The organism is Streptomyces sp. SYP-A7185 (genome assembly GCF_046103685.1).
Taxonomy (GTDB): Bacteria; Actinomycetota; Actinomycetes; order Streptomycetales; family Streptomycetaceae; genus Streptomyces.
The window spans coordinates 8,098,708-8,123,792 of the sequence record NZ_CP122310.1 but is presented as its reverse complement, the minus strand read 5'-3'; the positions used below and the strand labels follow the sequence as shown (position 1 = coordinate 8,123,792).

General features: G+C 71.9%; 19 protein-coding genes. 10 read left to right on the top strand and 9 right to left on the bottom strand.

The genetic code is table 11. The features are described 5' to 3' along the window. Positions 1 to 15 precede the first annotated feature (15 nt). On the top strand, positions 16 to 2,715 hold the full coding sequence (locus QBL25_RS35415; protein ID WP_409061034.1) for a fumarate reductase/succinate dehydrogenase flavoprotein subunit: 2,700 nt from the start codon (positions 16 to 18) through the stop codon (positions 2,713 to 2,715). A 61-nt stretch (positions 2,716 to 2,776) separates the two neighbouring features. Here QBL25_RS35415 and sbnB read toward each other — a convergent pair whose 3' ends face one another. The 3 genes from sbnB to QBL25_RS35400 all read right to left on the bottom strand — a co-directional run bounded on the left by sbnB (position 2,777) and on the right by QBL25_RS35400 (position 6,971). Next, positions 2,777 to 3,844 carry a 2,3-diaminopropionate biosynthesis protein SbnB gene (gene sbnB, locus QBL25_RS35410; RefSeq protein ID WP_409061033.1) on the bottom strand — a complete coding sequence of 356 codons (1,068 nt, stop codon included), beginning with the start codon at positions 3,842 to 3,844 and terminating at the stop codon, positions 2,777 to 2,779. A 78-nt stretch (positions 3,845 to 3,922) separates the two neighbouring features. Then, positions 3,923 to 5,329, bottom strand: a complete 1,407-nt coding sequence (locus QBL25_RS35405; protein ID WP_409061032.1) for a class II 3-deoxy-7-phosphoheptulonate synthase — start codon at positions 5,327 to 5,329, stop codon at positions 3,923 to 3,925. Positions 5,330 to 5,582: 253 nt separating this feature from the next. Further along, entirely contained in the window at positions 5,583 to 6,971 is a 1,389-nt protein-coding gene (locus QBL25_RS35400; protein WP_409061031.1) for a PLP-dependent aminotransferase family protein, read from the bottom strand. A 120-nt stretch (positions 6,972 to 7,091) separates the two neighbouring features. On the opposite strand from QBL25_RS35400, the gene trpD reads away from it, so the two are divergent. The 3 genes from trpD (at position 7,092) to QBL25_RS35385 (ending at position 10,288) form a co-directional block, all read left to right on the top strand. Beyond that, the gene (gene trpD / locus QBL25_RS35395; RefSeq protein ID WP_409061030.1) at positions 7,092 to 8,150 is read left to right on the top strand and encodes an anthranilate phosphoribosyltransferase; all 1,059 of its coding nucleotides are present in this window, start codon (positions 7,092 to 7,094) and stop codon (positions 8,148 to 8,150) included. Positions 8,151 to 8,543: 393 nt separating this feature from the next. After that, positions 8,544 to 9,149, top strand: coding sequence for a TetR family transcriptional regulator (locus QBL25_RS35390; RefSeq protein ID WP_409061029.1), 606 nt, complete (start codon positions 8,544 to 8,546; stop codon positions 9,147 to 9,149). 191 nt (positions 9,150 to 9,340) lie between these two features. Next, positions 9,341 to 10,288, top strand: a complete 948-nt coding sequence (locus QBL25_RS35385) for a ScbA/BarX family gamma-butyrolactone biosynthesis protein (RefSeq protein WP_409061028.1) — start codon at positions 9,341 to 9,343, stop codon at positions 10,286 to 10,288. Between the two features lie 29 nt (positions 10,289 to 10,317). On the opposite strand, the gene QBL25_RS35380 is transcribed toward QBL25_RS35385, so the two are convergent. Beyond that, positions 10,318 to 11,058: a BTAD domain-containing putative transcriptional regulator gene (locus QBL25_RS35380; RefSeq protein WP_409062893.1), complete on the bottom strand. Its 741-nt coding sequence runs from the start codon at positions 11,056 to 11,058 to the stop codon at positions 10,318 to 10,320. Between the two features lie 676 nt (positions 11,059 to 11,734). Between QBL25_RS35380 and QBL25_RS35375 the strand changes: the two genes are divergently transcribed. The 3 genes from QBL25_RS35375 (at position 11,735) to QBL25_RS35365 (ending at position 14,836) form a co-directional block, all read left to right on the top strand. Next, positions 11,735 to 12,250 carry a flavin reductase family protein gene (locus QBL25_RS35375; protein WP_409061027.1) on the top strand — a complete coding sequence of 172 codons (516 nt, stop codon included), beginning with the start codon at positions 11,735 to 11,737 and terminating at the stop codon, positions 12,248 to 12,250. Between the two features lie 111 nt (positions 12,251 to 12,361). Beyond that, on the top strand, positions 12,362 to 13,594 hold the full coding sequence (locus QBL25_RS35370; protein ID WP_409061026.1) for a cation:proton antiporter: 1,233 nt from the start codon (positions 12,362 to 12,364) through the stop codon (positions 13,592 to 13,594). A 321-nt stretch (positions 13,595 to 13,915) separates the two neighbouring features. Continuing rightward, positions 13,916 to 14,836, top strand: a complete 921-nt coding sequence (locus QBL25_RS35365; RefSeq protein ID WP_409061025.1) for an ArsR/SmtB family transcription factor — start codon at positions 13,916 to 13,918, stop codon at positions 14,834 to 14,836. A 138-nt stretch (positions 14,837 to 14,974) separates the two neighbouring features. Here the strand turns inward: QBL25_RS35365 and QBL25_RS35360 are convergent, their stop codons facing one another. Continuing rightward, positions 14,975 to 16,486: an amino acid adenylation domain-containing protein gene (locus QBL25_RS35360; RefSeq protein ID WP_409061024.1), complete on the bottom strand. Its 1,512-nt coding sequence runs from the start codon at positions 16,484 to 16,486 to the stop codon at positions 14,975 to 14,977. Between the two features lie 174 nt (positions 16,487 to 16,660). On the opposite strand from QBL25_RS35360, the gene QBL25_RS35355 reads away from it, so the two are divergent. Both QBL25_RS35355 and QBL25_RS35350 read left to right on the top strand, forming a co-directional pair. Continuing rightward, the gene (locus QBL25_RS35355; RefSeq protein WP_409061023.1) at positions 16,661 to 17,293 is read left to right on the top strand and encodes a ScbR family autoregulator-binding transcription factor; all 633 of its coding nucleotides are present in this window, start codon (positions 16,661 to 16,663) and stop codon (positions 17,291 to 17,293) included. Positions 17,294 to 17,399: 106 nt separating this feature from the next. Further along, entirely contained in the window at positions 17,400 to 18,173 is a 774-nt protein-coding gene (locus QBL25_RS35350; RefSeq protein ID WP_409061022.1) for an SDR family NAD(P)-dependent oxidoreductase, read from the top strand. Positions 18,174 to 18,193: 20 nt separating this feature from the next. On the opposite strand, the gene QBL25_RS35345 is transcribed toward QBL25_RS35350, so the two are convergent. Further along, positions 18,194 to 18,820 (bottom strand): TetR family transcriptional regulator, encoded by a 627-nt coding sequence (locus tag QBL25_RS35345; protein WP_409061021.1) that lies wholly within the window; start codon positions 18,818 to 18,820, stop codon positions 18,194 to 18,196. Between the two features lie 284 nt (positions 18,821 to 19,104). Here QBL25_RS35345 and QBL25_RS35340 point away from each other — a divergent pair, with 284 nt between their 5' ends. Then, a complete protein-coding gene (locus tag QBL25_RS35340; protein WP_409061020.1) occupies positions 19,105 to 20,091 on the top strand; it encodes a LysR family transcriptional regulator in 987 nt (328 codons plus the stop codon). A 127-nt stretch (positions 20,092 to 20,218) separates the two neighbouring features. Here QBL25_RS35340 and QBL25_RS35335 read toward each other — a convergent pair whose 3' ends face one another. The 3 genes from QBL25_RS35335 to QBL25_RS35325 all read right to left on the bottom strand — a co-directional run bounded on the left by QBL25_RS35335 (position 20,219) and on the right by QBL25_RS35325 (position 25,005). Continuing rightward, the gene (locus QBL25_RS35335; RefSeq protein WP_409061019.1) at positions 20,219 to 22,768 is read right to left on the bottom strand and encodes an FtsX-like permease family protein; all 2,550 of its coding nucleotides are present in this window, start codon (positions 22,766 to 22,768) and stop codon (positions 20,219 to 20,221) included. After that, positions 22,768 to 23,562 carry an ABC transporter ATP-binding protein gene (locus QBL25_RS35330; RefSeq protein WP_409061018.1) on the bottom strand — a complete coding sequence of 265 codons (795 nt, stop codon included), beginning with the start codon at positions 23,560 to 23,562 and terminating at the stop codon, positions 22,768 to 22,770. The genes QBL25_RS35335 and QBL25_RS35330 overlap by 1 nt, the downstream gene beginning before the upstream one ends. A gap of 420 nt (positions 23,563 to 23,982) precedes the next feature. Beyond that, entirely contained in the window at positions 23,983 to 25,005 is a 1,023-nt protein-coding gene (locus QBL25_RS35325) for a methyltransferase (protein ID WP_409061017.1), read from the bottom strand. Positions 25,006 to 25,085 lie beyond the last annotated feature (80 nt).

Sequence of the window (25,085 nt, the reverse complement as noted above, 5' to 3'; positions counted from 1 at the left end):
CTGAGAGGCCCTTTCATGCAGATCCCCGCAGTCACCGACGCCCAGGAGCTCTCCTGTGACGTCCTCGTCATCGGCGGCGGCACGGCCGGCACGATGGCGGCACTCACCGCCGCCGAGCGGGGCCGGGACGTACTCCTCCTGGAGAAGGCGCACGTGCGCCACTCCGGCGCCCTGGCCATGGGCATGGACGGCGTCAACAACGCCGTGATCCCCGGCTGCGCCGAGCCCGACGACTACGTCGCCGAGATCACCCGCGCCAACGACGGCATCGTCGACCAGTCCACCGTCCGCCAGACCGCGACCCGAGGCTTCTCGATGGTGCAGCGCCTGGAGTCGTACGGCGTGAAGTTCGAGAAGGACGAGCACGGCGAGTACGCGGTGCGCCAGGTGCACCGCTCCGGCTCGTACGTCCTGCCCATGCCCGAGGGCAAGGACGTCAAGAAGGTCCTCTACCGGCAGCTGCGCCGCCGCGAGATGCGCGAGCGCATCCGCATCGAGAACCGCGTGATGCCGGTCCGGGTGCTCACCGCGGACGGCAGGGCGGTCGGCGCGGTCGGATTCAACACGCGCACGGGCGAGTTCGTGACCGTACGCGCCGGTGCCGTGATCCTCGCGACCGGCGCGTGCGGGCGCCTGGGCCTGCCCGCGAGCGGCTACCTCTACGGCACGTACGAGAACCCGACCAACGCCGGGGACGGCTACGCCATGGCGTACCACGCGGGCGCCGACCTCACCGGCATCGAGTGCTTCCAGATCAATCCGCTGATGAAGGACTACAACGGCCCCGCCTGCGCCTATGTCGCCAATCCCTTCGGCGGCTACCAGGTCAACCGGCACGGGGAGCGCTTCGTCGACTCCGACTACTGGTCGGGGCAGATGATGTCCGAGTTCGCCGCCGAACTGGCTTCGGACCGGGGCCCGGTGTACCTCAAGCTCAGCCACCTCCCGGAAGAGTCCATCAGCGCGCTCGAAACCATCCTGCACTCCACCGAGCGTCCGACGCGGGGCACCTTCCACGCGAACCGCGGCCACGACTACCGCACCCACGACGTCGAGATGCACATCTCCGAGATCGGCCTGTGCGGCGGCCACTCGGCGTCGGGCGTGCGCGTGGACGACCACGCCCGCACCACCGTGCCCGGTCTGTACGCCGCCGGGGACCTGGCGTGCGTGCCGCACAACTACATGATCGGCGCGTTCGTCTTCGGTGATCTGGCGGGCGCCGACGCCTCGCGCTGCACGGCGTACGAGGGCGAGTTGCCCGCCGGGCAGGTGCGGGACGCGCACGAGCTCATCTACCGTCCGCTGCGCCACCCGGACGGTCCTCCGCAGCCGCAGGTCGAGTACAAGCTGCGCCGCTTCGTGAACGACTACGTGGCCCCGCCGAAGTCGGGCGCCCGGCTGTCGCTCGCCGTGGACCACTTCGAGCGGATGCGCGGCGAGATCGACGAGATGGGCGCGCAGACCCCGCACGAGCTGATGCGCTGCGCGGAGGTGCACTTCATCCGGGACTGCGCCGAGATGGCCGCCCGCTCGTCCCTGGCCCGTACGGAGTCGCGCTGGGGGCTGTACCACGAGCGCACGGACCACCCCGAGCGCGACGACGACGGCTGGCTGCACCATCTGGACCTGCGCAAGTCCCCCTCCGGGGCGATGGAGTTCACGGCACGCCCGGTGGAGCCCTATCTGGTCCCGGTCGACGAGTTCACGCCGGGCGGCGGCGCGTCACGCCATCTGGGCGAGGTACATCCCGAGCACGTGGCCACCGCCGGTCAGCGGGACGTCGCCCCCGTGGGTTCGGGCAGACGCGACGCGGCGGCGCAGCCGCGGGAGACGGCGGCGGCCTCGCACTCGCCGCGCATCCTGGAGCTCCTCGCCCTCATCGAGGAGGAGCCCGAACTGCCGCTGCTGCGGCCCTTCTTGGCCGACCCGGACCCCGCCGTGCGCCGGGCCGCCGTGGCCGCGCTCTCCGAGACCGTGCCCACGGGGACGGGGCCCGCGCTCGCCGAGACCCTGGCGGACCCCGACCCGGGCGTGCGCGGCGCGGCTGCCGCCTCGCTCCAGGAACTCGTCGAAGTCCTGTCCCCGGAACCGGAGTTGTCCCGGGGCCTGCACGATGCCCTGGGTCTGGACGACGCCGTGGTGCGGGCCACCGCCCTCGACGTCCTGCGCGCCCTGCGCATCGGCGAGGCCGCCGCGTACACCTCCGCGCTCGCCGACCCCGACATCGAGGTCCGTATCGCGGCGGTACGCGCCCTGGTCTCGGTCGGCGCTCTCGACGCCGTCGCCCGCGCGGCCGCGGACCCGGCCCGCGAGGTCCGTGTCACGGTGGCGCGCGGTCTGGAGACCCCGCAGGCCCTGGCGCCGCTGCTCGACGACGCGGACGTCCTGGTCCGCGCGGCCGCGTTCAAGACCCTGGCGTCCGTGGGCTGCCCTTCTCCCCACGACGAGGCGGCGGTCGCCGCGCTGGCCGCGCCGTCCTGGCAGGTGCGCGCGGGCGCGGCCACGGCACTGGCCGCCGCCGCCCCCGCACGTGCCGTCCCCGCCCTGACCACGGCGCTCGGCGATCCCAACGCCGACGTCCGCAAGGCGGCGGTCCTGGCCCTCCTGGAACACGCGGCGGACGCGGACGCCCGCGCGGCGCTCGGCACGGCGGTCCTGGACCCGGACGCGGACGTCCGCGCCTACGCGGCCCGGGCGGCGGCGCCCGTCTGAGGAACCGGCGTGGTGCACGACGGCGGGATCGTGCACCACGGGGGCGGGAGGGGTCCGCTCCTCACCGGCCGCCGCCGGCCGCGGCCGCGCGGCCGTACCGGTCCACCTCGTGGAAGAAGCCCTCGATGACGTGCGCGTCGCCGCGCCCGCGCACCTCGTCGTACACGAACTTGCCGACCGCGAGGTCCAGGACCCCCAGTCCGAACGGCGAGAACACGACGGGGCGGTCGGCGGGGAGGTCCACCTCGCCCGCCATCACCTGGTGCAGGGTGCCGTCGATGAAGTCCCGGCTTCCGGTGAGCTGTTCGGTGAGATGGGGCGAGGTGTCGGCCTTCAGGCAGTGCTCGACGTCGTCCACGACGTTCGCCGACGCCAGCAGGATCTCGGGCGCCAGGTCGCGCAGGGAGACGTTCAGGACGATCGGGTTGTGCGCGAACCACGCCGGCTCGTGCACGTGCGGCGAGGCGGCGACGGTCGCGAAGACGATGAGGTCGCAGGAGCGGATCAGTTCCTCGGCGCTCTCGTGGACCGTGATGTGTCCGGCCTCGCCCGCGTCCTTCAGGTACGTGCTGAAGTCGCCGGCGTAGGCGGCGGACAGGTCGTGCACGCCCACCTCGTCGAAGGTCCAGCCGGTGCGGGCGAGATAGGTGTGGATGTGGCGGGCGATGAATCCCGTGCCGATGAACCCGACCCGCCGGGGCCGGGTCCGCCCGGGGGTCCGTGACAGCCGGTCCGCGGCGAGCGCCGCGGAGGCCGCCGTGCGGGCCGCGCTGATGATGGAGCTCTCCAGGCACGCGATCGGATAGCCCGTGTCGTGGTCGTTGAGCACCAGGACGGCGGAGGCGCGGGGAATGCCCGCGGCCACGTTCTCCGGGAAGCTGGAGATCCACTTCAGGCCGTCGACGCGCGTGTCGCCGCCGATGGACGCGGGCAGCGCGATGATGCGGGAGGAGGGGCGGTCGGGGAAGCGCAGGAAGTACGAAGGAGGGTTGACCGTGTCGCCCTCGCCGTGCACCCGGTAGGCCGCCTCGACCAGGTCCACGGTCTGCTGTTCGCGGCCGGTGAGAACATCGTGCACCTGCGAGCCGGGTATCACGGAGAACGGCGGAACGAGATCTTCCTTGGTCATGCACAGCTCCTTCGCAGTGGCCGGGTGAAGCGCGTCGCGCCCGGTGCCCCCGGCCATCCTCCGCAGCTCCGCTGACACCTAGCTGACGACGCCGGGCGACACCTGGCCGACGACGCCCGGCCCCGGCGTACGGCCGGTGTGGTCGCGGTACATCTCCGCGAGCAGGAAGGCCAGGTCCAGGGACTGCGCGTGGTTCAGGCGCGGGTCGCACGCCGTCTCGTAGCGGTGGTGGAGGTGCTCGGGAAGGATCGCGTTGCCGCCCCCGACGCACTCGGTGACGTCGTCCCCGGTGAGCTCCACGTGGATGCCGCCCGGGTGGCTGCCCAGTTCCCGGTGCACCTCGAAGAAGCCGCGCACCTCGTCCAGGATCGCGTCGAACCTGCGGGTCTTGTGACCGCTCGGCACGGTGATGGTGTTGCCGTGCATCGGGTCGCTGACCCAGCAGACCTGCGCCCCCTCCGCCTCGACCTTCTGCACGAGCGTGGGCAGCACGTCCCGGACGCGGTCGGCACCGGCCCTGACCACGAAGGTGAGCCTGCCGGGTTCGCGGCCCGGGTCGAGCCGGTCGAGCAGGCCCATCACGACGTCCGTGCCGACGGCGGGGCCGAGTTTGACCGCGATGGGGTTGGCCACCCGCGAGAAGTACTCGACGTGCGCCCCGTCGAGGTCCCGGGTCCGTTCGCCGATCCACAGCATGTGCCCGCTGGTGGCGTAGGGACGCCGCGCACCGGGTTCCGTGCGGGTCAGGGCGGCCTCGTACTCCAGGAGCAGGCCCTCGTGGCTGACGAAGAACTCCGCGGTGCCCAGGCCCCGCATGTCGGCGCCGCAGGCCTGCATGAAGGCCAGGCTGCGGTCGATCTCCTCGGCCAGGCGCTCGTAGCGCTCCCCGGACCGCGAGTCCGCCACGAAGCCCTGGTTCCAGGCGTGGACGCGCCGCAGGTCCGCGAAACCGCCGGTGGTCAGGGCGCGGACGAGGTTGAGCGTGGTCGCGGAGCAGTCGTACATCATCCGCAGGCGGTCGGGGTCCGGCCGCCGGGCCTCGGCGGTGAACTCCGGACCGTTGACCGCGTCGCCCCGGTAGCTGGGCAGCACGGTGTCGCCGCGGCGCTCCTGGCCGCTGGAGCGGGGTTTGGCGTACTGGCCGGCCATCCGGCCGACCTTCACCACCGGCAGGGCGGACGCGTAGGTGAGGACGACGGCCATCTGCAGCAGCGTCTTCAGCTTGCCGAAGATGGACTCGGTCGTCATCTGCCCGAAGGTCTCCGCGCAGTCGCCCCCTTGCAGCAGCACGGCCTCGCCGCGCGCGACGGCGGCCATCCTGCCGCGGAGCTGGTCGCACTCGGCCGCGAACACCAGCGGCGGGGCGAGCGACAACTCCCGCACGACGGACCGGAGTTTGTCCGGGTCGGGCCACTCGGGCTGCTGCGCCGCCGGACGGCCGCGCCAGCTCTGGGCCGCATGGTCACTCGCTTCGGAATCCTGCATGGCGTTTCTCAAGAGCTGCCTTCCATACGGGTCAGAGGTATGGACAAGAAGCGCACACGGGGAGGGTGCAGGGGCGGCGACTCGCGGCTCGTGTCCGCACACCGGGCGCACCATCAGCTCAGTCGACCGGCCGTACCGGGGTCAAGCGAATGGAGAGTGGACCGCATCCGCGGCGGCGGATTGGACCGGCCGTCGCGGCCGGTCCGCCGCGCCCGCGTCGCGCGCCGGGTGCGCGGCCTACGCGGCGTGCGGCTCACCGGCGGCCGACCGCGCCCACCGTGCGGACGGCGTCCTCGACGCCGGAGCGCGGCAGATGCGCGTGGCCCACCACCAGGGCGGGGGCGTCCCGGGGCGGCCGGGCGTGGAAGGCGGCGCCGCCGCGCACCAGGACGGAGCCGCGCAGCGCCGCGGCCACCAGGGCCGCCTCGTCGGTGTGACCGGGCAGCCGTACGTACGCGTGGAGGCCGGCCGCGGAGCCGATGACCGTGGCGCCGGGCAGGTGTCGGCGCACCGCCTCGTCCAGGGCGTCGCGCCGGCCGTGCGCCAGGGTGTTCAGGCGCCGCAGATGGCGGTCGAAGTCGCCGGTGCGCAGCAGTTCGGCCAGTGTCAGCTGCGTGAAGACCTCGGTGCCCAGGTCGTGCCGCGCACGGGCCCGCAGCAGGTGTTCGAGCATCGGTTCCGGGGCGGTCAGCCAGCCGAGGCGCAGCCCCGGGGACAGCGTCTTGCTGGCGGTGCCCGCGTAGACGACCCGGTCGGGCAGGGCGCGCTGGAGGGCGAGCGGCCGGGAGCCGCGTTCGTACCAGAGGCCGCCGTCGTAGTCGTCCTCGATCACCCAGCCGTCGACGTCGCGTGCCCAGCGGGCCAGCGCCTCCCTGCGCGCCTCGGACATCGTCGCGCCGGTGGGGAACTGGTGGGTGGGCGTGATCAGGGCGGCCCGCGCGCCGGACGCGGTCAGCGCCTCGACGTCCATGCCCTCGCCGTCCACCGGGACCGGCACCACGCTCAGCCCGGTCTCCTGGATGAACTGGCGCTGCCCCGGGTGACCGGGGTCCTCGATCGCGAGGGTGTGGATGCCCAGCTGCGGCAGCACCGCGCACAGCAGGCCGAGCGCCTGGGCGAACCCGGCCACCACGATGATCCGGTCCGGCGAGGTGCGAACGCCCCGCACCCTGCCCAGATAGCGGGAGAGCGCGCGCCGCAGCACGGGTTCACCGGCGAGGGGCGGATAGCGGTGGTAGGGCAGGTCGGCGGTCTGGAGCACCCGTTGGTAGCAGCGGAGCCACTCGCGCCGCGGGAAGGCGGGGGTGTTGCCGCCGCCGGGGCGCAGGTCCCAGCGGACCTGCGGCGCCCGCTCTTCGTCCAGCAGGGCGGGGACGACCGGGTCGCCGTCGAGGTGCCCCACCACTCGGGTCCCGGAGCCGTGGGCCGTCTCCAGATAGCCCTCGGCCACGAGTTGCCCGTAGGCCTCCACCACGACGCTGCGCGAGACGTCGAGGTCGCCCGCGAGGCGGCGGCTCGACGGGAGGCGGGTGCCCGGGTGGAGCGCTCCTTCCGTGATCTCGCGCTTGATGAAGTCCTGGATCTGGGAGGTGAGGGAAGCCGGGGCGCCCCTCACCACCTCCAGTGCGATGTGCAGGGCCATGCCGCTCCCCTCTCCCGAAGTGGACCGCACGCGTGTCCGGCCAGTGGTCTGGAACGCACTGCCCGCTTTCCGCAGGATGGCCCTCGAAGTCGCCGTCGGCGTTCCTGAAGGAGCCTTCCCATGACTGCCGAGCCGCTGGAGCGCACCTGGCCCGAGGTACTCAACGCCCTGCTGGAGCGCCGGGATCTGACCGCTGACGCGTCGGCCTGGGCCATGGATCAGGTGATGTCGGGCAGCGCGGGCGCGGCCACGGTGGCGGGCTTCCTGGTCGCGCTGCGGGCCAAGGGCGAGACCGCCGACGAGATCGAGGGCATGGTGCGCGCCCTGTACGGGCACGCCGTGCGGCTCGACGTGCCGGGGCCGACCCTGGACATCGTGGGCACCGGGGGCGACGGCTCGAACAGTGTGAACGTGTCCACCATGTCGGCGGTCGTGGCGGCCGCGGCGGGGGCCCGGGTGGTCAAGCACGGCAACCGTTCGGCGTCGTCGGCCTGCGGATCGGCCGACGTCCTGGAGGAGTTGGGGGTCGCGCTGACGCTGACTCCGGCGGACGTGCGGGCGGTCGTCGAGGAGACCGGCATCACCTTCTGCTTCGCCCCGGTGTTCCACCCCGCGATGCGCCATGCCGCGGGACCCCGCCGCGAGATCGGCATCCGCACGGTCTTCAACGTGCTCGGCCCGCTGAGCAACCCGGCGGCGCCCACCGCGCAGGCGGTGGGGGTCGCGGACCGGCGCCTGGCGCCGCTCATCGCGGACGTGCTGGCCCGCCGCGGGGTACCGGCGCTGGTCTTCCGCGGCGACGACGGAATGGACGAACTGACGGTCACCACTACCTCCACGGTCTGGTCGGTCGACGGTTCCGGCGTACGCACCGAGTCCTTCGACCCGCGGGACATTGGCATCGGCCGGGCGCCGGCCGCCGCGTTGCGCGGCGGGGACCCCGCTCACAACGCACGCGTGGCCCGTGAGGTCTTCGCGGGAGCGCGGGGCCCGGTCCGGGACGCCGTGCTCCTGTCGGCCGCGGCCGGTCTCGCGGCCCTGGAGCCGAGCCGGCGGTCCGTCACCGAGCGCCTCGCCGCGGCGGTGGAACGGGCTGCGGACGCGGTGGACTCCGGCGCCGCGGCCGGAGTCCTCGAACACTGGACGTCGGTCGCCGCGAAGCACGCCCAGGGCGGCTGATCCCGCGTCATCGGCTGTCCCTCCCCCTCGCCCACCGGACGGATTCACGCCGGTTCACGGCGCGACGGCCGGCGGACCGGCGCCGCACCAGGAGAACGTTAGAAAGGGACGGGGACGAGGACCACCCTATTCAGTTGCGGATGAAACAAGCAGCTGAGCAGGGTGGTCCGCCGTGCTGAGCCCCGGACGAGTCAGCGTCCGAGTGCCGGCGGATTACCGTCTGATTCACGTGAGCAACCGTCTTTTTAAGGCCAGTTGAGCTACGGGTGATCCTTGCGGGCCGCACAGTCGGCACGTAAAAATAATAGTGACATTTATTATTCGTCACTGCGGAAGCGGAAGCCTGCGCCCGTCCAGCGGTTTTCGCGCGCTGCGCCCGAAAGGATCACGGTGATGCAGGAGCGTGCGGCCCGGACCCGACGCGCCTTGGCCAGAGCGGCCGCCCACGAATTCGACCGCCATGGGTACGAGGGCTCGTCCCTGGCCCAGATCGCCAGGTCGGCGGGGATCTCCCTGGGCGCCCTGACCTTCCACTTCTCGGACAAGCGGGGGCTGGCGGACGCGGTCAGGAGAGAGGCCCACGCCGAGACCCTGCCGGCGGTCGACCGGGCGACGTCACGGGAGCCGGACCCCGTGGGGTCGGTGGTCCTGCTGACGCTGGCGCTGGCCGAACTCCTGGAGGACGAGGTCGCCGTGCGGGCCGCCGCCCGCCTCTCCCGGGAGCAGCCGGGATGCTCCCTGGACTGGGAGTCGAGCTGGACCCCCACGCTGCACGACTGCCTGCCGGACACCCCGGACGGCGAGGCAGGCCCGGGGCCCGACCGCACGGCCCTGGCCCTGCTCGCCACGCATCTGGTCATGGGCGCGGAGGTGGAGATCCGCCGCCGGGTCATCCAGGAGGAAGACCTGGCGGGGCAGGCGCGGGCCCGGCTGGCCCGGATCTGGACGACCGTTCTCCAGGGCCGCCTGGTGCGGGCCGATGCCGAAGGGGACGGCTGAGCAGGCACGCGACGCTCCCGCACACGTACCGGAACGGGTTCGTCCTGCCCTGCGCCATGTTTTCCTCGGGCATTCCACTTATAAAGAAAAGGTAGTTCTGATTATTCTTTGGCGCCATGAGGCCCCACGGGCCTTGGAGTGGCCGTATTCCCCAGCAGGGGCATATGTGACAACCAGGGGGTAATTCGCAAGTGAGAACGTCCGAGAACGACATCTCTCTCGACAGCGCCGTCTCGTTACCTCGACCGCCCGGCATCAACACTCTGGTGCGCAAGTCCATACCGGAAGAGGCGCTCGTCACGGGGTGGAGCGAGATATCCGGCACGGATCAGCACGTGACCACCCGGTGGCCGCACCACCACCCCTTCTACGCCGAAGGCGGCCACTACAGCCCGCTGCTGTTCGTCGAGAGCCTGCGCCAGGCGCTGGCCCTGCTGACCCACGACGTCCACCACATCCCGCTCACCCACCGTCTGGGCTGGGAGCGCATCCGCTCCACCGTGAACCGGGACGCCCTCCACGTGGGCACCCACCCCGCGGAGGTGACGCTGCGCATCAGCCATCCCTCGGTCAAGCGAAGACGCCTCGGTTCGGTCCTGCTCACCTCGCACATCGAGGCGCGGCGCGCCGGACAGCACCTGGGGTCGGCCGAACTCGACTACAGCGCCCATCCCCCGGCCCTCTACGACCGGCTGCGGGGCAGCAAGGCGGACGCGGACCAGGTGGTCGCCCGGGCACTGCCGCCCGCCCCGCCGATCCCGGCGCACCGGGCCGGCCGCCAGCACGACCGTGACGTCGTCCTCTCCCCCACCTCGGTGGCGGACACCTGGCAGTTGCGGGTCGACCCCGGCCACAAGGTGCTCTTCGACCACTCCCACGACCATGTGCCGGGCATGGTGCTCCTCGAAGCCGCGGCCCAGGCCGCACAAGCGGTCGTGGACCACCCGGTGACGGCCGTCGCGTTCGCCACCGACTTCTTCCGGTACGTGGAGCTCGACCGGCCGTGCCTCGTGTCGGCCGGGCCCGCCGAACCCGGCACGTCCGGCGACCCGGACGGTTCGCGGATCCACGTGACGGCCTCCCAGGACGACCACCCCGTCTTCTCCTCGCACGTCGTCGCCGTGCCACGCCGGGCCTGACCTCTCCTCGGACCCGGGGCGCCGTGCGACTACGCGATCTCGAAGCGTGCGTAGGTGTCCCTGGGTCCGTACCCCTGGGTGACGCCCCGGGGCTCGCCCAAGGCTTCGGCCTGCTGCAAGATCGCCTGGTGCAGCCGGCGCATGGAGCGGCCCGGCTCCACGCCCAGGGCGTCGGAGAGCCGCCTGCGGGCCTCCTGGAAGGCGGCGAGCGCCTCGGACTGCCTGCCCTCCCTGTAGAGCGCGAGCATGTACAGCTCGGTGAGCCGCTCCCGCTCCATGTGGCCCTCCGCCAGCTGGCGCAGCTCGGGGATGGCCACCCGGCCCAGGCCCGCGGACAACCGCAGTTCCGTGAGGTCCTCGTACGCGGTGAGCCTGCGCTCCTCCAGGTCCGCGGCGCTGATCCGGCAGCGCACGCCGTCCCGCGCCTCCATCAGGGCCGGTCCGCGCCACAGGTTCAGCGCCTCCGTCAGCAGGCGGCTCGCGGCGACCGGGTCCTGCGGGGCCAGTTCGTGGCCGGCGTCGGCCAGCGAGGAGAAGCGGACGGCGTCCACCGCGTCGGGCGGCACGTCGAGGAGATAGCCGTCACGGGTGGTGCAGAGGCGCTCGCCGCCGTCCGGGCAGAGCGCGGACATCGCGCGCCGGATCCGGACGATGTTGGCGTGCAGCGCATTGCGCGCGTTGGCCATGTTCTGGTCCGCCCACAACTCGTCGATGAGTTGCTCGAATGGAATTACCCTCCCGGGGGATAAGACTAGGAGCGCGAGCACCATGCCGGCTCGCTTGGAGGCCATCGGTCGCTTCTTTTCGGCGGTGGATATTTCCAGCGGACCCAGCACTCTGAACTGCAAGATCGCCCTCCAGGACAGGAATCGATCGAGTGATCGAGTCGAATTCTGCCTGCTGGTGGCCTGATCAAGGACATACCACGTCAGCCGTGGACGGCCGTTCAAGCGGTATGGATGCGAGGTGGGGGAAGCGTGACCACCTGTGATGACGGTGTGTCGAACCCTCCGGCCTGCCGCGCTCCCGATCCGCACGCCGGGCGGAGCGCATTCGTCCGCCTGCCGGCTCCACCCTGGCGGCCCGTCCTGACACGGTGCTGACGATCTCGCGGGAGCACGGCTCCCGGCACCCCGTCGCCGAGTGACTTTCATCGACGGCTGAATGTTGTGGCCCCGATCGGCGTGCCCCGCTTAGGCTCCCCTCTCGAATAACGCCACCCCGACACGAGTTCGTCCGAACCATCTGAGATGCCCGATACGGCAGACGCGCCGGGGAAGCACACGTGCAAGCGCATCGGGCGCAGCCGAATTCCAGGGTCGAGAGCTGCGCGGCGCGGTGAGCCAATGCGCCGCACGCGGAGACGAATTCACGCGAACCGCCGTCGTCCGGCCCTGCACTCGCACATGCGTATCTGTCCGACTGCCGGAGGCGGATCCAGGAGACATGACCGAACACGAAACCCTGACGGCCAACGAGGCCGGTCCCGACGAGTTCCGCGACATGATGAGCGGGTTCCCCTCCGGTGTCTCGGTGGTCACCGCCATCGGCTCGGACGGCTTGCCGCGCGGCATGACCTGCTCCTCGGTGTGCAGCGTGTCGCTGTCACCGCCCACCATCGTCGTCTGCCTGCGATACGGGAGCCCGACGCTGGAAGCGGCGCTGTCCGGCGGCACCTTCGCGCTCAACCTGCTGCACGCGCACGCCGAGTCCGTGGCCATGCTGTTCGCGTCGGGCGACCCGCGCCGGTTCGAGACGACGCCGTGGCACGCCGACGCGACCACGGGCGGCCCCCATCTGATCCGCGACACCCACACGGTCGCGGACTGCGAGGTGTCCCTCACCCAGCGGGTGGGCGACCACGTCGCCGTCTTCGGCCGGACCCGGCTGATCACCCGTCACCAGCAGCACTCCCCCTTGCTGTACGGCCTGCGCGAATTCCGCCCGTGGGCGGCCACCTGAGCCGTCCGCGGCCATGACCTGGCCGACCGACGCCCGCGCGACCGAGGGGTCTTCCCCGCACCGACCGGATCGCGCTCCTCCGCACGCGCACCTTCCACGAAAGGAGAGGACATGACCGTCCTCGCCGCGACCGCCTTCGTGGCGGCCGCACTCGCGGCGGCCATCCTGGGCCGACGGACAGCCGGTCTCGCGCGACAGCCCGCCATGATCGGCGAGATCGTGCTCTGCCTGCTGCTCGGCTATCTGCTCGCGGACTGGGGCATCCGCCTGGCCGGATCCGCCCAGGAAGCCGTCAAGACCATCGGCCACGCCGGCCTGGCCCTGTTCGTCACCGGCGCCGTCCACGGCATGCACACCGGTGGCGCGCGGCTGCGCGGCCGTACCGTCGCCTCCCTGGCCATCGGCTCCGCGGTCCTGCCCATGGCGGCCGGAGTCGGCTTCGCCGTCTGGACGCTGAACTCGGGCGACGCCACGCTGCGCGGCAGCGCGCCGGCCCCCGCCCTGGTGCTCATGCTCGCCGTCGCCCTCGCGGTCACCGCGGTCCCCGTCCTGGCCGGCATCCTCCAGGACCACGATCTCGACCGCACCCCGATCGGCAGGCTCTCCCTGACGGCCGCCATCACCATCGACGCGATCAGCTGGCCGCTGCTGGCCCTGGCCGTCGCCCTCGCCAACGGCGGAGACGGCCCGCTGCGCACCGCCGCCGTACTCGGCGGCGGCGCCGTCGTCGCCCTGACGGTGCGCCGCGCCGCCGGTTCGCAGAAGATCCGGCAGGCCGCCGCCGGCCACCCCGCGGCCACCGCCGTCGTGGTGGCCGCCCTCTCCATCGCGGCCGCCACGACCACCCAGCGCCTGGGCTGCACCGATGTGTTCGGGGCCGCGCTCGTGGGTCTCGCGCTCCCCTCCGACCAGCGGTTCGAGCGGGTCGGGCGGACCGTCGGCACGGCCGGGCGGCGCACCCTGCCGGTCTACTTCGTCCTCACCGGGGCGACGCTCCTGGCCGGTGCGGGAGTCGGGGTCCCGTGGGAGGCCATCGTCCTGTGCACGCTCCTGGCCATCGCCGCCAAGATCATCGGCTCTTACGTCGGGGCCCGGGCCGGCGCCCTGCCGCACACGACCTCGCTCCGCCTCGCCGCGCTGATGAACACCCGCGGCCTGACCGAACTCGTCGTGCTCCAGGCGGGCTTGGCAGCCGGCATCCTGACACCCCGGCTCTACCTCGCGCTGATGGTGATGGCCCTGGTGACGACCGTCATGAGCGGTCCCCTGCTGCGCGCCACCGGAGGTCCCGCGCCCCTGCGCGTCCCCGCGGGCCTGCCGCCCCTCAGGACCGCCGATCGGTGACGGACCGGCGGGCCCGGGTGCATCAGTGGCCGGTCAGCGTGGCGTCAGGTCGGCTCGACAGAGTGTCGGGTACGGGACGCCACCCCGTCCTGACACCTCCAGACCCGGAGTGATTCCCGTGACCCGACCTTTCGACGAGTCCGGCGGCCCGTGACGGGCCGCCGCCCCGTCGGCACGGTGCTCGCCCGCGGGAGGCGCTCCGGCACCACGGCTTCGCCGGTCGATTCTCGTCCGGCGAAGACCTGTTGACGGGTCGCGGGGATCCGCGGGTCGCCGTGGCAGATGCACCGGTCATGCCAGGCGTCGTCGAAAGGTACGTTCATGCAGAGGATCCACTTCGACAGCGGAGACCTGCTTCGGGTCAGCCTCCGGGCCACGGCCGGCGCGGCCGTCGAGACCGCGCTCGCCCAGTACCAGCTCGCGGTGGGCGGCGGAGCCTGCTCGGCGGTGTGGCGGCGCCAGGCCGCCGCGAGCCTGCCCAGACGGGCGATCAAGGTGCCGACCGGTTCGCCGCCCGGGGAGCCGGAGATCCCGGCCGGTACGGGCCTGACCGAGGGCGGCCAGCTGCCGGAGGTGTGGCGCCGGGCCGTCGCCCCCTACTGGGACCGCCTGGTGGGCCACCTGGAAGCGGAGTGCGACGCCCGCGGACGGGTCGCGATGGCCGGCGGCGTCCAGCAGCTCCTGGCGACACTGCACCCGAAGATCAGCTGGCGCAACCCGGTCCTGAGCGTCCCCGGCGGGCCGGACGAGGACGTCCACCTGGACGGCCGCGGCCTGGTCCTCTGCCCCTCCGTCTTCCTCAGCCACCGGCCCGGGATGGTGATCAGGCCGCGCCCGAACGACGACCGCGCCCTGCTCGTCTTCGAGGTGGCGCTGGACGCCCGGGTCGCCGAACGCATCTGGGGCGCGCCGCCCCGGGAGCAGCCCGCCTCACTGAACGCCCTGGTCGGCCGCACCCGTGCCGCGGCGCTGCGGGTCCTGCGGGTGGGCTGCACCACCAGCCAGCTCGCCGACCGCCTGGGCATCTCCGCGGCCGGTGCCTCCCAGCACGCGTCGGTGCTGCGCGCGGCCGGTCTGATCACCACGCGCCGCTTCCGCAACACCGTGCTGCACACCGTGACGCCGCTGGGCCTCGCCCTCATCGCCGGGCACGACTCCGGGCCGCGCTCCCAGGCCGACGTGCCGTCACGGCTCGCCGTCATGCCTTCGCGTGGCGCCGCGCGTCCCGTACCGCAGGCCTGAGCGGGTCGAGGGCGCCCCGGGTCAACCACCCTCCGGAGGGGGGCGGGTGGCGTCGCCGACGTGTGCGGCTCGGCCACCCCTTCCCCACCTACGCACTCAGCGGGCGAAGTCGGCACCCAGGGTCGTGGCGCGCCCCCGTCACCCCCGCCCGGCGGGCGCCGCACCACCGACCCGGCGTGCCAGGGCGCGGCGGTCGAGCTTGCCGCTCAGGGTGAAGGGCAGGGCGGGCAGGACCTCCACGCTCGACGGCACCATGTGCTGCGGGAGCAACTCGCTCATGTGCACCCGCAGATCGCGTACGTTCGGCGCGGCAGGAGAGGCGGGCACCACGAAGGCCGCGAGGACCTGCTGGCCCATGCCGTCGCGCACCGGCGTGACGGCGGCGCGGGCCACCTCCGGGTGCAGGCGCAGCGCGGCCTCGATCTCGGCCGGCTCCACCCGGTGACCGCGGATCTTGAGCTGCTGGTCGAGGCGCTCGATGAACTCCACGGAGCCGTCCTCAAGGCGGCGTACGCGGTCACCCGTCCGGTAGGCCCGGGTGCCGTCGTCGAGGGTCACGAAGCGTTCCCCGGTCTGTTCCGGCGCCCGCCAGTATCCCCGCGCGAGGCCGGCGCCCGAGATCAGCAGCTCTCCCGTCGTGCCGTCCGGGACGGGGGTGAGCCGGGCGTCGACCACGCGGATCTCCGTGGCCCGGATGGGGTGTCCTACGGGCACCGTCGCTCCGGGACGACGCGCCGCCTCCGCCGCCCCCACCTCGTAGGTGAGCGAACCGATCGTGGTCTCGGTCGGGCCGTAGTGGTTGATGATCCGGCATCGGCCCCTGGCCCGGACCAGGTCGACGAGTTCCCAGGGCAGCGCCTCGCCGCCGAGGATCAGTGCTTGGCGCGGCAGGACGTCCGTGTCGGGGAAGCTCAGGAACGCCGCCAGGTGCGAGGGGGTGATCTTCAGGTAGTCGAGGGCGTGGGTGCGGGCATAGCGCGCGAAGCTCACCGGGTCGAGCACCACCTCGCTGGGCACGAGGTGCACGCAGCCGCCGGAGAGCAGCGCGGGGAACACCGCGGTGTTGCCGAGGTCGGTGGCCAGGCTCGTGACGCTGGCGAACGACCGCCGCTCGTCCGCGCAGTCCAGCAGGGACACCACATGCCGCGCGTAGTTGGCGAGTCCGCCGTGGGTCACCGCCACGCCCTTGGGCGCGCCGGTCGAGCCCGAGGTGTACACGAGGCAGGACAGGTCCGCGGGTGCGGGGCGCGGCAGGTCGGCGGCCGGGGCCCGGGGCAGGTCGCCGATCCGCAGCGCCGTGCCGGTGAACTCCGGCTGGGGCCGGTCGGCGAGGAGGATGCGCGCCCCCGAGTCGGCCAACTGCGCCGCGAGTCTGCCCTGGGGTTGTTCCACGTCCAGGCACACGTACGGGGCGCCGGAGCGCAGCACCCCCAGCAGCGCGACCAGTTGCTGCGTGCCGCGTGCGGCGAGCACCGCCACCGGCTCGTCCGTCGCCGCGCCTTCGGCGACGAGCACCTGGGCGACGCGTGCCGTCGCACGGTCCAGCTCCGCGTACGTCAGACGTCCACCGTCACCGACCAGCGCGGGACGGTCGGGCCACCGGGCCGCCTGCTGCTGGAAAAGCTCAATCACCGTGTGTTCACCGAGCATGAAAGCCTCCGTACTGGGCGGGAATTGGGATCGTGCGAAGGACGCGCCTTCCCGGTCATTGATGGATAGTCACCGAGCAGATCGGTGTGGGGGAAAGGGCTGCATATGCAGCAGCGCGCATGTATAAAATAATCAACATTATTCTCTTGATGTGCATACCCCCGGGGTTGACGCATGGCTGGTCGCGTGGTGAAGCAGGAGCGGGCCGAACGGACGCGCGCGGCCGTCGTGCTGGCGGCCTCGGAGGTGTTCAAGGAGATGGGCTTCGCCGGTGCCAGCGTCGCCAAGATCGCGGACCGGGCGGGCGTGACGCTGGGCGCGGTCTACTTCCACTTCACGTCCAAGGACCAGCTGGCCCGCGAGATCGTGTCCCGGCAGCCGGACTTCGTGGTGCCCTCGCAGCCGTCGCAGGGCTTGCAGCGGGTGGTCGACATCACGCTGACCTGGGCCTACCAACTCCTGGACGACCCGGTGCTCCAGGCCGGCGCCCGCCTGGTGTGGGAGCAGGAGCGGTTCATGGAGCCGGAGCGCAACTCCCATGCCCAGTGGGCCGACTTGCTGCTTCCGGAGTTGCACGCGGCGCGCGAGCAGCGGGAACTGCGGGCGGGCACCGACGTGACGGCGATCGCCCGGCTGGTGGTCAACGCCTGCACGGGCGCGCAGATGCATTCGTACGTGGAGGCGCGGCACCGCGATCTGCCGCGGCGGGTGGAGGAGATCTGGCAGTGTCTGCTGCCGACGATCGCCGTGCCCAGCGCGGTCAAGAGGATCGAACTGGGCGAGACACGCGGGCGGTTGAGGGCCTGAGGGCGTCGGCGGCGGGCCGTGGCCCGAGGAGGCCCCGGCCGCCTCGCGCGGCCGTGGGGTGCGTGCGGACGAGTCGAGCGGACCGTTAGGGGCGAGGAGAGCTGTCATGGGAGATCGTGTCGGGTTGCTGCAGGACAGAACAGTTCTGATCACGGGCTCATCCAGTGGGATCGGGGCCTCGGCCGCCCGGCTGTTCGCCGGTGAGGGGGCAGCGGTGGTGCTGATGGCGCGCCGCGAGGACCGGTTGGCCGACCTCGCGGAGTCGATTCGCGCCGAGGGCGGTCGGGCCGCCGTGGCGGCGGGCGACGTGACCGTCGCGGCGGACGTCGCACGCGCGGTCACCACGGCCGTCGAGACGTTCGGGCGCCTGGACGCGGCGTTCAACAACGCCGGTTGGGGGTCCATCGGCACCCAGCTGCACGAGACGGACGACGGCGTCTTCGACCAGATCATGGACGTCAACGTGCGCGGTACGTGGAACTGCCTGAAGCAGCAGATCCCGGCGATGCTGGCGGACGGCGGGGGCGGCGCCATCGTCAACACCTCCAGTACGGCAGGGGGGTTCGCCACCGGCGCGGTCTCCCCGTACGTGGCGGCCAAGCACGCCGTCCTGGGCCTGACGCGGGCCGCGGCGGCCGAGTACGGGCAGCGGGGCATACGGATCAACGCCCTGATGGTGGGCTCGACCCGGACGGAGCTGATGGAGAACGCCATACGTGAGGTGCCGCAGCTGGAGCAGGCCGCGGTGGCCCGGGCCATCCAGCCCCGCCTCGCGGATCCGGTCGAGATCGCGCGTGCCGCCGCCTGGCTCCTCAGCGACCAGGCGTCCTTCGTCACGGGCGGGGCGGTGCCCGTGGACGGTGGGTGCAGCGCGGTGTGAGGGGCCCGCGCCCGGTGGTGTCAGCGGCATGGCCGGTCACCGCCGCGGCCTTTGACATCGATATCACCGCGGGCGGCGGTGAACCCTCCGACGGCGGCCCAGATGCGGGCGAGCTCGGCGACCGACTGGCCCTCGGTGAGGCTGTCCCTGCGCGCCCGATGCCGGATGGTGATCTCGGCGCCGGTGACCAGATGGGTGGCCAGGTCGGCGACCGCCCTGCGGTCGGCGACGGAGCCCGCTTTGCTCTCGTGAGCGCGCCGCAGCTGTTGGTGGATGACGGGCACCCAGGCCGTGAACCAGCCCGGGGCGCCGGACTGTTCGCGTGCCAGCCGGGCCGTCGCGCGGACCGCCACGTCTTTCTCCAGGAGCCGGGTCAGGGCCAGCGTCAGGGTGACCACCGTCTGGAGCGGTCCCTCGCGCAGCGCCGTCACCGCCGCGACCGCGGACGCGGTGGCGGCCTCCCCCTGCTCCCGTACCGCGACGGCCAGTTCGGCCTTGTTGGGGAAGTGGAAGGTCAGGGCCCCTATCGATACGCCGGCGGCCCGTGAGACCCGCGCCAGAGACGCTCCGCGGTAGCCGTTCCTGTCGAATTCGTCAGCTGCGGCTTTGACCAGAATTTGACGCGTGCGGGCCGCCCTGAGCTGCATCACTGTGATCCTTTCCGCTCCGGGCGCACACTGCGGCCGAGACCAACTGGAAGCTGCGTAAGACCCCTTGAAAAAAGAAATACCATTATTATTATGGCGTGGGGCTTTCTGGAAGCCACAGCGTCGCGGCAGCGCCCCGGCCGCCGTACGGGGGTGAGCACGAGGGCGAGCACAGTGGATGAGCCCTGCCGATGGGCTTCTTGGCGCCGCTGAACCAACTGGGTGCGGCCGGCGCGTGAATCGGCCTATCACCATCATGGTTGCCATGAGGAAGGTACGGGGGCGTGGAGATAGAGGTCAGGCATGCGCGCGTCGTTGAGATGATTAACGAAACAGGCAGCTTGTCGAAGGCCGCCATGAAGATCGGCATACCGCAGCCGAGTCTGTCGGCCCAACTGCGCAGAATTGAGAAAGCCGTGGGTGGGAGCCTGTTCGTCCGCTCCCGCAGCGGTGTCACACCCACCCCGCTCGGCGAGCGGGTGATCCCGATGCTCGCGGCGCTGGCGGAGCAGGCGGACGCGGTCATCGCCGAGGCCGCCGTGAACATGACCGGCACCCTGCGGTTCGGGACCGCGGAATGGACGCCGCCGACCCTGCGCGGGGCGCTGCGCTCGCTGCTCCCCAAGGTCGACGTACGGACCGAGACCATCCTGTCGGTGGACGCCGTGGACACCCTGCGGCGCGGTGCGCTCGGTGCCGCGATGGTCTCCAGCATGGGCTCGATCGTCCCGCTCGAACTCTCGGACGAACTCGCCAAGGCCACGATCGTGCGCGAGCCGGTCTGGCTGGCGCTTCCGGTCTGCCACCCGCTCGCGGACCACAGCGTCCTCGGCCCCGCACAGCTGGAGGGGCTGTGGTGGATCGGCTATGCCCGGCAGCACTGGTTCTCCCCCGTCGAGCGGCATCTGCTCGACGGTCTGGGCCAGCGCAATCGGAGCGTCTCGCACTACGCGGGCGGTTCCCACGAGGCCATGAGCTGGGTGCGGCACGTCGGGGCGGCCGCCCTGACCCCGCTGACGGGCGCCACGGCCGACGTGCGGGTCGTTCCGCTGGCCGACACCCATTACACGGAGCTGACCCTGGTGTGGCACAAGGACGCGATGAGCACCGGCACAGCACGTCGGCTCGTCGAGGTGATTCGCCGTTATTACTATCAATATGCCTGGTCCTTCCCGAGCTATCGGTCGTGGCTTGGCGACCTGGGCGACGAACCGTCGATGGTCCCTGACATGCCGCCTCTGGTGACGGCGGACTGCGCACCGGGTTCCTGAGCGAGCCCCGCGGCGGCAGGCCGGGGGAAGTACCTGCCGCCGCGGGTGCTGTGCCGCAGACACCCGGACCGGGCGTCTGCCGCAGGGGAGGGACCGGCCGGGCAGGAGGGTGCCCGGCCGCCCCTGGTCATGGAGCGACGGCTGCTTCCACGGGCCGCGCGCGCAGCGCGACCAGCGTCGGAAGCAGGATCGTCGTGAACGTCAGAGCCACCGCGGTGGCGACGATGGTCGGATAGATCCACCCGGGGCCGCTCGGCCACACCGACCCGTCCAGCGCCTTCCCGAACGGGAGCAGCGCGCCGGCGGCGACCGCGGTGCCGAGAATGATCCCGACCAGCGCCGTCACCAGCGCCTCGACCGACATCATCCACATCACCTGGCCGCGGGTGGTGCCGATCAGGCGTTGCAGCGCGAACTCGTTGCGCCGCTCGGCGGTCGCCACGATCAGCGAGTTGATGAGCGCGATCACCGCGTAGCCGACGACCACCGCGGCCAGCAGGAAGCTCGCCACCCGGCCGGTCTCGTCACTCTGCGCGTGCGCCGCGCTCGCTTCGGAGCGGTCGGCCACGAAGACGCCGGGCACGTCGCCCGCGGCCTTCTGGAGCGCCGCCGTCAGGTCCTCGTCCGACACCCCCGGCTTCCCCTTGACCAGGACCTGCGGCAGTTCGCCGGTGGTCGTGTGGGGAAGGAGCTCGGCCGCCGGCACCATCGCGTACTCGAAGCCGCGCGGCGGGTCGAACAAACCGACGACCTTCATCGTGCTCGCCTCGCCGTCGCCCCAGCGCACGTGCACCCGGTCGCCGACCTTCTTGCCGCTCTTGGTGGGCAGCACGATGCTGTCGCCGGTGAGGTTCCCGAAGTCGCCCTCCACCGCCTTGTGCGCGATGGTCTGCCCGGCGCCGGACGCGGTGACCCCTTGCAGGTCGATCCGCTCGGGCTCGACGCGGCTCTTGACCATCTTGTCGTTGTCGTCCTCGCCCGGGCCGAGTTTCTTCTCCAGACGGGCCGCGCTGGAGACCGAGGCGGACGCTCCGGCCACCTCGGGCAGGTCCGCGAGCTGGTCCACGAGCGACGGCGGCACCGCACCGCTCTGCGAGGTGACCACCGCGTCCGCCTTCAGACCCTCGGCGAACATCCGGCTGCTGGCGTCGTCCTGACTGGTCTGGAGGTAGATCAGCGCCGTGGCCAGACCGGTCGCCAGCATGATCGGGACGACCGCCGAGGCGAGGCGCACCTTGCGCACGGACGCGTTCAGCATGGCCATCCGCCCCGAGAGGCCGGTGAACCAGCCCACCGGCTGAAGCAGCGCGGCCAGCCAGCGGCACAGGCCCGGCGAGACCAGGGCGATGCCCACCGCCCACAGCATCGCGGCCGGCGCGGACGTGCTCGCCGCGATCGGCCCGGTCATCACCGACGCCGTCACGATCGCGAGCGCGGTGGCGCCGCCCAGGAACAGGAACGCCAGGATCATACGGATCGGGCTGATCCAGCGGGTCTGGAGCGTCGCCTCGGCCATCGCCTCGGTGGGCCGGACCTTCGACACCCGGCGGGAGGCGATGAACGCGGCGGCAAGGCCCGCGACCAGCGTGACGCCCAGGCCCACCAGCTGCGGCAGGAAGCCCTGACTGAAGATCATCTCGCCGGGGATCAGGTCCTTGTCGACCAGGATGTCGTACATGACCTGGCCGAACGCGGCGCCCGGCGCGAGCGAGAGCCCTGCGGCGATCAGCGCGATCACGGCGGTCTCCGCCATCACCATGCGACGCAGCTGTCCGGGCGTGACCCCGATCGTGCGCTGGAGGGCCATCTCCCGGCGGCGCTGCTGCACGAGCATGCCCACGGTGCTGCCCACCACGAAGACGGCGACCATGGTGGCCAGGCCTCCGAAGGCGCCCGCGAGCGGGATCAGGTTCTGCTGGCCGCTGATCGCGTCCGGGAACTCGGCGAGCCCCCGCTTGTCGCCGCGCAGGACGCGGGCGCCGCGGTCCCCGACCACCTCGTCGACCGCGTCGGCGAGCTTGACCGGATCGGTGCCCGACGCGGCGAGCACACCGATGTCGTCGATCTTCCCGGGCCGGTCGTACAGCCGGGTGGCCTCGGCGTCGGAGAACAGCAGCGCGGACTGGGAGGTGGTGCGGCTCTCGGCGACCCCGCTGACCCGGAAGTCCTGCGGGATGCCGCGCACCGACGCCTGAAGCTTCGAGCCCGGCCGCACGTCCAGCTTCTCGGCGGTGGAGCTGTCCACCACGACGTCACCGGGCCCGGCGGGCTTCGCACCCGCGACCAGCCGGTACGGCGAGAGCGCGGCGCTCGACCAGCCGTGTCCGAAGGCTTCGGCGGGCCGGCCCGCCAGCGAGGTGACCGGGAAGGACACGTCCGGCACGGCCTTGGCCACACCGGGCACCTTGGCCACGGCGTCGACCAGGTCCGCGTCGATCAGGACCCGCTCGGTCATCGGGTCGGTCGCGGTGCCGACCGCGTGACCGGGGTAGTCCTGGCTGCCGCTGACCACCACGGGCGCCGCGGCCAGCCGCTCGGCCTTCACGTTGGCGCGGATGCCGGTCTCCAGCAGACCGCCGCAGCTCTGGACGACGACACCGCCGACGAACAGCGCGATCAGCGTCGCGAGGAATCCGCCCTTGCGGTAGCGCAGGGACTTGAGCGCGAGTCGCAGCATCAGCGCACCCGCTCCGAGCTCGCGGACCGCCGCGACCTGGCCCAGGCGCCCAGCTGGGTCATCTGCGCGGCCACCTGCTCCACCGAGGGCCGCTCCAGCTCGGCGCTGACCTGACCGTCCACCAGGAACACCACGCGGTCGGCGTGCGAGGCCACCACCGGGTCGTGCGTCACGACCACGGCCGTCTGCCCGCCGGTGTCCACCGCCTCGCGCAGCATGCCCAGGATCTCCAGCGCCGTCTGCGTGTCCAGCGCGCCCGTCGGCTCGTCCCCGAACAGCAGCACCGGCTGGGTGACCAGGGCGCGCGCGATCGCCACGCGCTGCTGCTGACCGCCGGAGAGCTCGCCCGGGCGGTGCTTGCGGCGGGACGTCAGGCCGGTGCGCTCGATCACGTCGTCGACCAGGCCGCGGTTGGGCCGCCGGTGCGCCAGGCGCAGGGGCAGGGTCACGTTGTCCACGACGTTCAGCGCCGGCAGCAGGTTGAAGCTCTGGAAGACGAACCCGATGCGGTTCCTGCGCAGCTTCGTCAGCGAGCGCTCGTTCATCTCCGTCAGGTCCTGGCCGTCCAGGAGGACCTTGCCGGACGTCGGCCGGTCCAGGAGCGCGGCGCAGTGCAGGAAGGTGCTCTTGCCGGAACCGGAGGGGCCCATCACGGCGGTGAACGTGTGGCGCTGGAAACCCAGCGTCACTCCCGCGAGCGCCTCCACGCTGTTGCGCGAGCGGCCGTACACCTTGCGCACGTCCTGTAACCGCAGCAACTCGCCCGTGGTCGGCCGCTCTTCCTTCGAACGCATGAAGATCTCCTAGATCTCGGGGAATTCCATCAGTTCGGGCCGGCCGCAAGGGACGTCGAGCAGCGATGGAGCTGGAAAGGGAACTTCTTTTGCACGGCGCTTCCGAATACTGAGATCTGCCGGATACATACGTCGCAGCCCAAAATCGCGGTGCGGACGTTGACACTAACCGGGCTCGATCGCCGGGAACATGGGGCTAGCCCTACCTTCCTTCCGGTGGACAGCCGCCGTTTCCCCGTCAGCCGTGCGTCAGCGTCGCGTCAGCCGAATGTGCCGGCGTGAATGTGCCCGAGCGATTCGGCCACAGCTTTCCGGACATCTTTGGCGGGACCATGCGACGCGAATGGCCCGCTCGGACGGCAGAAAGCCGGGAGCCGGCCCGGTGGTCCGCCACCGAGCCGGCCCCCGGCCGTCTGGCCCTCAGTCCTCGGCGGGCACACCCTCGATGGCGAAGAGCTCCGCGCCGCCCTGGAAGTACGGCAGCTCCACCGCCCGTGTGAAGCGGAAGCCGCTCTGGGCGAGCAGCGAGCGCCACTCCTCCTCGGTGCGCTCCTTGCCGCCGTTCATCAGCATCATCGTCAGGTCCAGCATCGGGGCGAGGCCCGGTTCGTTGCCGCCCGGCACGATGCGTTCCAGGATGACCACCCGGCCGCCGGGCCTGATCGACTCGCGCATCCGGCGCAGTACGCGCACGCTCTGCTCGTCGTCCATCGCGTGCAGCACGCAGCTGATCAAGTAGGCGTCGCCCTCGGGGAGTTCGTCGAACGCGCTGCCCTCGCGCAGTTCGACGCGGCCTTGCACGTCGGCCTCCTTGAAGTGCCGCATGGTGTGGTCGATCCCCGCGGGGATCTCCACCAGCACGCCCTTCATGTCGGGGTGCTCGTGCAGCACGGCCGCGAGCATCGAGCCCGTGCCGCCGCCGACGTCGACCAGCGTGCCGATGCCGTCGAAGGAGTACGTCCGCGGCAGCGGCAGCTGCTCGGACCAGGTGATGGCGCCCATCCCCTTGCGGAACGCGTCGCCGGTCTCCGGCACCGTGTTGAGGTAGTCCCACAGCGGCATGCCGTACTCGATGTCGAAGGCCCGCTCACCGGTGCGCACGGCCTCGGGCAGCGCGCCGTACGCCCGGTAGACCTCACGGCCGTAGAACAGCACGAGGTCCTTGACCGAGTCCTCGGTGTCGGAGCGCAAGAACTCGGCCAGCGGGGTCAGGCCGAACCGGCGGTCGTCCTCCTCGCGGAAGTATCCGGAACCGGCCAGCGCGCGCATCAGGCGGTAGAGCGACGCGGCGTCCGTGCCGGTCCGCTCCGCCAGTTCGTCGATGCCGCGCACCCCGTCGGTCAGGTGATCGGCCACCCGCAGCCGCGCGGCGCAGTGCACGGCGGCACTGAGCCAGCCCGCGTACATGGTCTCGCGCACCCGAACACTGCTCACTTCGCTCATAGCCCATTCCCCTGAGTGTCTTTGAATCGCCTCGATCGGATGCGACGAGGCACCGGAAGTTCGTCCGGAAACGCGTCCGG